The organism is Gemmata sp., from assembly GCF_051859125.1.
Taxonomy (GTDB): domain Bacteria; phylum Planctomycetota; class Planctomycetia; order Gemmatales; family Gemmataceae; genus Gemmata.
This window is the reverse complement of the sequence record NZ_JBHYGG010000153.1, coordinates 1-6,869: the sequence shown is the minus strand read 5'-3', so window position 1 is coordinate 6,869 and position 6,869 is coordinate 1. Positions and strand designations below refer to the sequence as shown.

Genomic DNA, 6,869 nt, shown 5'->3' with positions numbered 1-6,869 from the left:
CGCCAGCGAGGGGGTGCGCCTCACCCCCTCGCTGGCGCTCAGGGTTCGCCCGGCCACCGGCTCAGATCAACAGGCCCACCCTGACCGAAAGTGCGGTTGTGTGGGCGGGCGGCGCTGGGTCACAATGCCGCCCGCCCGCGACCGCTCCCGGGGAGCCCGACATGATCTCGCGCCGCAAGTTCCTGGTCCGCTCCGCCCTCGCAACGGGCACCGGCGTTCTCGCCGCCACCGGCTACGGCTTCTGGGAAGCGGCCCACGTCCGCGTGACGCGGCACCCGGTCGCGGTGCCGAACCTCCCGCCGGCGTTTGAGGGCAAGACGGTCGCCGTCCTCGCCGACCTGCACCACGGGCCGTTCGTCGGAATCGACTTCATCCGCGAGGCGGTCGCGCTCACGAACTCGCTGAACCCCGACCTGATCGCGCTCGTCGGCGACTACGCACACACCGGCGGCAGGACCGACATCGAGCTGCCGCCGTGCCTCGACGCGCTCTCGGCACTGTCGGCCCCGCTCGGCGTGTTCGCGGTCCCCGGCAACCACGACATGCAGCGCGGCGGGGCCGTCTACCGCGACGTGATCTCCGCCACGCCGCTCCGCGACCTGACCAACCGCCACGCGGAAGTCACGCTCGACGGCCAGCGGCTGTGGCTCGCGGGGGTCGATGACCTGTGGTGGGGGAAGCCGAGCCTCACTGCTGCGCTCGCGGGCGTGCCGACGGGCGCTGCGGTCGTGCTGCTGTCGCACAACCCGGACTTCGCCGAGCAGGCGCCCGACCCGCGCGTCGGCCTGATCCTGAGCGGCCACACGCACGGCGGGCAGGTGTACCTCGGGAAGGCACCGTGGGTGCCGTCGCGCTTCGGCGAGAAGTACCGGCAGGGGCTGGTCCAGGGGCCGGCGTCTCAAGTGTTCGTGTCGCGGGGGCTGGGCGAGGCCGGCGTCCCGCTGCGGATGAATGTCCCGCCCGAGGTGTGCCTCCTGACGCTGGCGGCAGGGTAACGGCCGCACCGATTCGCACGCCTTCAAATTCTGACGGGCGGCCGGTAAAGCTGCTGGTCGGCCCGAGGAGTTTGCTATGCTAGGTGGGTAGGTCCTCGGTGCGATGCTCGAACCGGGCTGCCAGTCTCCAACCGGTCGGGTTCTTCGACGGGAACTCCCACATGCGCCACTTCGCTCTCGCCGCGGTCGCGGCCGTATCGCTCCTTGCACCCGCCCGCGGACTCGCGTCCGAGCCCCCGAAGGAACCGACGAAGGAGCAGGCCGAGTTCTTCGAAAAGAAGGTGCGGCCGGTCCTCGCCGAGAAGTGCTTCAGTTGCCACAGCGAGGCGCAGAAGAAGAACAAGGGCGGGCTCGTCGTCGATTCGCTCGCGGGGCTGCTCCAGGGCGGCGACTCGGGGCCGTCGGTCGTGCCCGGCGACCCCGCCAAGAGCAAGCTCGTCGAGGCCGTCGCGTACGCGAACGACGACCTCAAGATGCCGCCGAAGGAGAAGCTCGCCGGCGCCGACGTCGCGGCGCTGACCGAGTGGGTGAAGATGGGCGCGCCGTGGCCGAACGCGGGCAAGACCACCAACCGCCGCGCCCCCGGGAAGATCACCGACGAGGACCGCAAGTGGTGGGCGTTCCAGCCCGTTCGCCGCCCGGCCCCGCCCGGGGCGAGCGCCGCGAACGCGGTGGTTCACAACCCCATCGACCGGTTCGTTCTCGCCAAACTCGATCAGGCCAAACTCGCCCCCGCACCCGAGGCCGACCGCCGCGTGCTGATCCGCCGCGTCGCGCTGGACCTCACCGGCCTGCCGCCGGGGCCCGACGAGGTGGAAGCATTCGTTGCCGACAAGTCGCCCGGCGCCTACGAGCGGCTCGTCGATCGGCTGCTCGCGTCGCCGCGGTACGGCGAGCGCGCCGCGCGGCTGTGGCTCGACCTCGTGCGCTACGCCGACAGCGACGGCTACCGCATCGACGACTACCGCCCGACCGCATGGCGGTACCGCGACTACGTGGTCAAGGCGTTCAACACCGACAAGCCGTACGACCGGTTCGTACAGGAGCAACTCGCCGGCGACGAATTGTTCCCCGGTGACCCCGAGGCGCTGGTCGCCACCGGCTACCTGCGGCACTGGATCTACGAGTACAACCAGCGCGACGTCCGCACGCAGTGGAACCTGATCCTCGACGACGTGACCGACACCACCGGCGACGTGTTCCTCGGCATGGGGATGCAGTGCGCCCGGTGCCACGACCACAAGTTCGACCCGATCCTGCAGAAGGACTACTTCCGGCTCCGCGGGTTCTTCTCGGGTCTGCTCCCGCGGCAGGACCTGCTCGCCGCGACCGCCGCCGAGCGCGCCGCGCACGCCGAGAAGCTCGCCGCGTGGGAAGCGAAGACCGCCGAGTTGCGGGCCGAGTTGGCGAAGATCGAGGCCCCGTACCGCAAGAAGGCCGCCGAGGACGCGATCAACAAGTTCCCGCCGGACATCCAGGTGATGATCCGCAAGCCGGTCGCCGAGCGCGCGCCGCTCGAGCACCAACTCGCCGAACTCGCGTACCGGCAGGTGTACTACGAGTTCGACCGGCTCGACCGGACCCTCAAGGGGGCCGACAAGGAGCGGGTACTCGCGATCCGCCGCGAACTGGCCGCGTTCGACGCGCTCAAGCCGGCCCCGCTGCCGGTCGCGTTCGCGGCCACCGACGCCGGGCCGAGGGCCGCGCCGGTCACCATCCCCAAAAAGGGCGACGCCGAGATCGAGCCCGGGTTCCTCACGCTCCTCGACGAGAAGCCCGCAGCGGTCACCGCCCTGCCGGACTCCAGCGGCCGGCGGTCGGCGCTCGCGAAGTGGCTCACGGACCCCGCGAACCCCCTGCCGGCCCGGGTCATCGTGAACCGGCTCTGGCAGCAGCACTTCGGCCGGGGACTCGCCGCGAACGCCAGCGACTTCGGCAAGCTCGGCGACGCCCCGACGCACCCCGAACTGCTCGACTGGCTCGCTGCGGAGCTGGTCTCGCCGACGGGCGAAACCGCGAAGCCGTGGTCGCTCAAACACCTCCACCGGTTGATGGTCACGAGCGCCGCGTACCGCCGCTCGGCGGCGCACCCCGATCCGAAGGCCGGCCGGCTCGCGGACCCGGAGAACAAGCTCCTGTGGCGGGGCGGCGTGCGGCGGCTCGACGCCGAGCAGATCCGCGACTCGGTTCTGGCGGTCACCGGCGAACTCGACCTGAAGGCCGGCGGCCCCGGCACGCCCGCCACCGACCCGCGGCGCTCGGTGTACAGCCGCGTCATGCGGAACACCCGCGACCCGCTCCTCGACGTGTTCGACGCCCCGTACTGGTTCAACAGCGCGTCGTCCCGCGACACGACCACGACCCCGGTGCAGTCGCTCCTCCTGTTCAACAGCCAAACCATCCTCGCCCGGTCGCGGGCGTTCGCCGACCGGCTCGCCCGCGAGGAACCCGACGAGGCGAAGCGCGTCGAGCGGGCGTACCACCTCGCGTTCGGCCGGCCACCATCCACGGAAGAGGCGTCGGCCGCTCGCGCGTTCCTCGCCGAGCAGGCCAAGCGGATCGACCCGCAGCGCAGCAGTTCCGCGGCCGCCGAGTTCGCCGGCGGGAAGATCCCGTACCGCGACGGGCAGGCGGCCGAGATCAAGCTCGGCGCGCACCCGGGCTACGAAGTGCCGCACTCGGACAAGTTCCCGAAGGCCGACTTCACGATCGAGGCGTTCATCTACCCGCAGACCGTCGCCGACACCGCCGCGATCCGCACCGTCGCCGCGAAGTGGGACGGCGACGCGCAGCACCCCGGGTGGGTGTTCGGCGTCACCGGCAAGAAGTCGCGCCGCAAGCCGCAGACGGTCGTGATGCAACTGGTCGGCACGAAGGCCGACGGCACCGTCGGCGAGGACGCGGTGTTCTCGGACCAGCACGTCGCGCTGAACAAGCCGTACTACCTCGCGGCCACGGTCACGCTCGCGACCGACAAGGAACCCGGGCAGGTCGCGTTCTACCTCAAGGACCTCTCGAACGACGACGAGCCGCTGCTGACCGCGAAGGTCAAGCACTCGATCGTGTCGGGGCTCGACAACAAGGTGCCGATGACGATCGGGAGCCGCGGGGGCAAGGGCCAGGCCGGGTTCGACGGGCTCGTCGACGACGTCCGCGTCTCGACCGCGGCGCTGGGCGTCGAGCAACTCCTGTTCACCCGCGAGGGGACGAACAAGCAGACCTACGGGTACTGGCAGTTCGAGGCGAAGCCGAACGTGTTCAAGGACGCCTCGGGCCACGGGTACGACATCAAGCCGGCCGCGGCCGGCGCCAGGACGCCCCGCGACGTGGCCAAGGCCGCCTGGGTGGACCTGTGCCACGTCCTGCTCAACGCGAGCGAGTTCCTGTACACGGAGTGAGGCCACAAGGGCGGCCGTCTGTGTCTTCGCCCTCTCCCCTTGCGGGAGAGGGTGCCGCGAGTCTTCGAGCGGCGGGTGAGGGGTGAGACCGTCCGAGGCGCGGAGGCTTCACCCCTCACCCGGCCGCGAAGCGCGGCCACCCTCTCCCGCAAGGGGAGAGGGCAAAGAATCCGGATTCCAAGCAACATGGCGCGGAACCAACCACGCGGAGTCGCACCGATGACCAATTGGATGGCCCGTCAGTCCCGCCGCCGGTGGCTCGCGTCGGCCGGCACCGGGTTCGGCGCGCTGGCGCTCAACGCGCTGGCCGCGGGCGGGTCGGCGGCCGCACCGAGCCCGAACCCGCTCGACCCACGGAAGCCGCACTTCAAGCCGACCGCGAAGGCGTGCATCTTCCTGTTCATGGAGGGCGGGCCGAGCCACATCGACACGTTCGACCCGAAGCCGGCGCTCAACAAGCTCGCCGGGAAGCCGCTGCCCGACAGTTTCGGGAGCGTCATCACGTCGATGGGCGAGGCCCGCGCGCCGCTCCTCGCGAGCCCGCGGAAGTGGAAGCAGCACGGGAAGGCCGGCCTGTGGGTCAGCGAACTCCTCCCGCACACCGCCGAGCTGGCCGACGACCTCGCGGTGATCCGGTCGTGCGTCGCCGACGGCATCAACCACTCGGCCGGCGTGTGCCAGATGAACACCGGCTCGATCCTCGGCGGCCGGCCGTCGCTCGGGAGCTGGGTCACCTACGGTCTCGGTAGTGAGAACGCGAACCTGCCGGCGTTCGTGGTCATGCAGGACAGCCAGTCGCAGGTGGTGAACGGCCCGCGGAACTGGGGCGCCGGGTTCATGCCGGCCGTGTACCAGGGCACCCGCATCCAGGGCGGCAACGAGCCGATCCCGAACCTGAACACCCCCGAGGGCGTTACCGACCCACAGCAGCGCGGCAAGCTCGACCTGCTGAAGCAGATCAACTCGCGGTTCGCCGAGAAGAACCCGGACCAGACCGAACTCGACGCCCGCATGACGAGCTACGAGCTGGCGTTCCGCATGCAGGCCCAGGCCCCGGAAGCGGTCGACCTCACCAAGGAGACGGAGGAGACGAGGAAGCTGTACGGCCTCGACGCGAAGGAGACGGCGACGATGGGCCGGCTGTGCCTGCTCGCCCGGCGGATGGTCGAGCGCGGCGTCCGGTTCGTGCAGATCTACCACGGGGCCGGGAGCAAGTGGGACGCGCACAGCAAGCTCGAGGAGAACCACGGCGGGCTGTGCCGGTCGATGGACCAGCCGGTCGCGGCGCTGCTCAAGGACCTGAAGCGGGTCGGGCTGCTCGACACCACGCTCGTGTACTGGGGCGGCGAGTTCGGCCGCACCCCGATGAGCGAGAAGGGCGACGGCCGCGACCACAACCCGACCGGGTTCACGCAGTGGATGGCCGGCGGCGGGGTGAAGGGCGGCCGCACGATCGGCGCGACCGACGAGGTCGGCCTGCGGGCGGTCGAGGAGAAGCTCCACGTCCACGACCTGCACGCCACGGTGCTGCACCTGATGGGCCTGGGCCACATGGACCTGGTGTACAAGTACAAGGGCCGGCCCGAGCGGCCGACGCTCAACGAGGGTGACCCGTACAAGAAGATCACGGGCTGAGCTGAGCGAGTGGGTCCGGAACGGGTCGGAGAAGCGAAAAACCCCTGGGAGTTCCCAGGGGTTTTTGAGTTGCAGTGCCGAGGAGAGGACTTGAAAGTTTGTCCACTACTCGGAATCGCCTTGTTTTCAAGCATTTCGTGACTTTCGGGGTGAGCAGGTCACCCGACGAGGTCACCAGGAACCAAAGCTGAGAGGCACTCAGCGTGAACAAGAACAAGCGTCCCGACAGCGAAACCCCCTGGTATCGTGCGAGCAAGGACGCATGGTACGCATGGCGAGACGGACGCCAAATCTCGCTCGGCGTGAAGGGCAAGGACAACCGCCCGTCCGCATTGCAGGCGTTCTATCGCCTGATGTCGGCGGAGTCGCCGACCAAGCGGACAAAGGATAAATCTCAGATTGATCTTCAGTCAGTGAAAAGTTATAATCGTTCCTCCAATTCCGAGGACACGACCAACTTGACGACCGACGAAATCAACCAACTCGCTCAGCAACTCACCGAGCGGATGACGAACAAGACCGCACTGGCCACGACCGCATCAATCACCGTCCGCGAAATGGTGGATGCCTTCCTGCAAGCCAAAGATGGGGAGGTCGGAGCGGGGACTTTCTTGGGCTACGCAAAGTTCGCACGATACTTCAAGCAATCGTTTGGGCGGGCTCTCGCTACCAGCGTCACGGCTGACACCATTGAAGAGGATTCCAAGCGGCCCAACTGGAGTCCCACCTACCGGGCCGACTACCTTGCCACAATCGTATCCGCCTATCGCTGGGCGGTCCGACAACGGCTAGGCTCTGTCTGGTGAACCGCAAGTCGTTGTGGCAGCCTCTAATCGGTTAT

4 protein-coding genes are annotated in these 6,869 nt (G+C 69.0%); all 4 read left to right on the top strand.

All coding sequences use genetic code 11. The features are described from left to right. Nucleotides 1-161 precede the first annotated feature (161 nt). The 4 genes from ACTIGN_RS14835 (at nucleotide 162) to ACTIGN_RS14820 (ending at nucleotide 6,834) form a co-directional block, all read left to right on the top strand. The gene (locus tag ACTIGN_RS14835) at nucleotides 162-995 is read left to right on the top strand and encodes a metallophosphoesterase (RefSeq protein WP_439625123.1); all 834 of its coding nucleotides are present in this window, start codon (nucleotides 162-164) and stop codon (nucleotides 993-995) included. A 161-nt stretch (nucleotides 996-1,156) separates the two neighbouring features. After that, nucleotides 1,157-4,393 (top strand): DUF1549 domain-containing protein, encoded by a 3,237-nt coding sequence (locus ACTIGN_RS14830; protein ID WP_439625121.1) that lies wholly within the window; start codon nucleotides 1,157-1,159, stop codon nucleotides 4,391-4,393. 219 nt (nucleotides 4,394-4,612) lie between these two features. Continuing rightward, nucleotides 4,613-6,028: a DUF1501 domain-containing protein gene (locus tag ACTIGN_RS14825; protein WP_439625119.1), complete on the top strand. Its 1,416-nt coding sequence runs from the start codon at nucleotides 4,613-4,615 to the stop codon at nucleotides 6,026-6,028. Nucleotides 6,029-6,231: 203 nt separating this feature from the next. Then, nucleotides 6,232-6,834 carry a hypothetical protein gene (locus ACTIGN_RS14820; protein WP_439625117.1) on the top strand — a complete coding sequence of 201 codons (603 nt, stop codon included), beginning with the start codon at nucleotides 6,232-6,234 and terminating at the stop codon, nucleotides 6,832-6,834. Nucleotides 6,835-6,869 lie beyond the last annotated feature (35 nt).

What these genes read in the sequence shown, in the direction of transcription:
- ACTIGN_RS14830 (WP_439625121.1), top strand. Translation starts at nt 1,157, where the DNA reads ATGCGCCACTTCGCTCTCGCCGCGGTCGCGGCCGTATCGCTCCTTGCA.
- ACTIGN_RS14835 (WP_439625123.1), top strand. Translation starts at nt 162, where the DNA reads ATGATCTCGCGCCGCAAGTTCCTGGTCCGCTCCGCCCTCGCAACGGGC.
- ACTIGN_RS14825 (WP_439625119.1), top strand. Translation starts at nt 4,613, where the DNA reads ATGACCAATTGGATGGCCCGTCAGTCCCGCCGCCGGTGGCTCGCGTCG.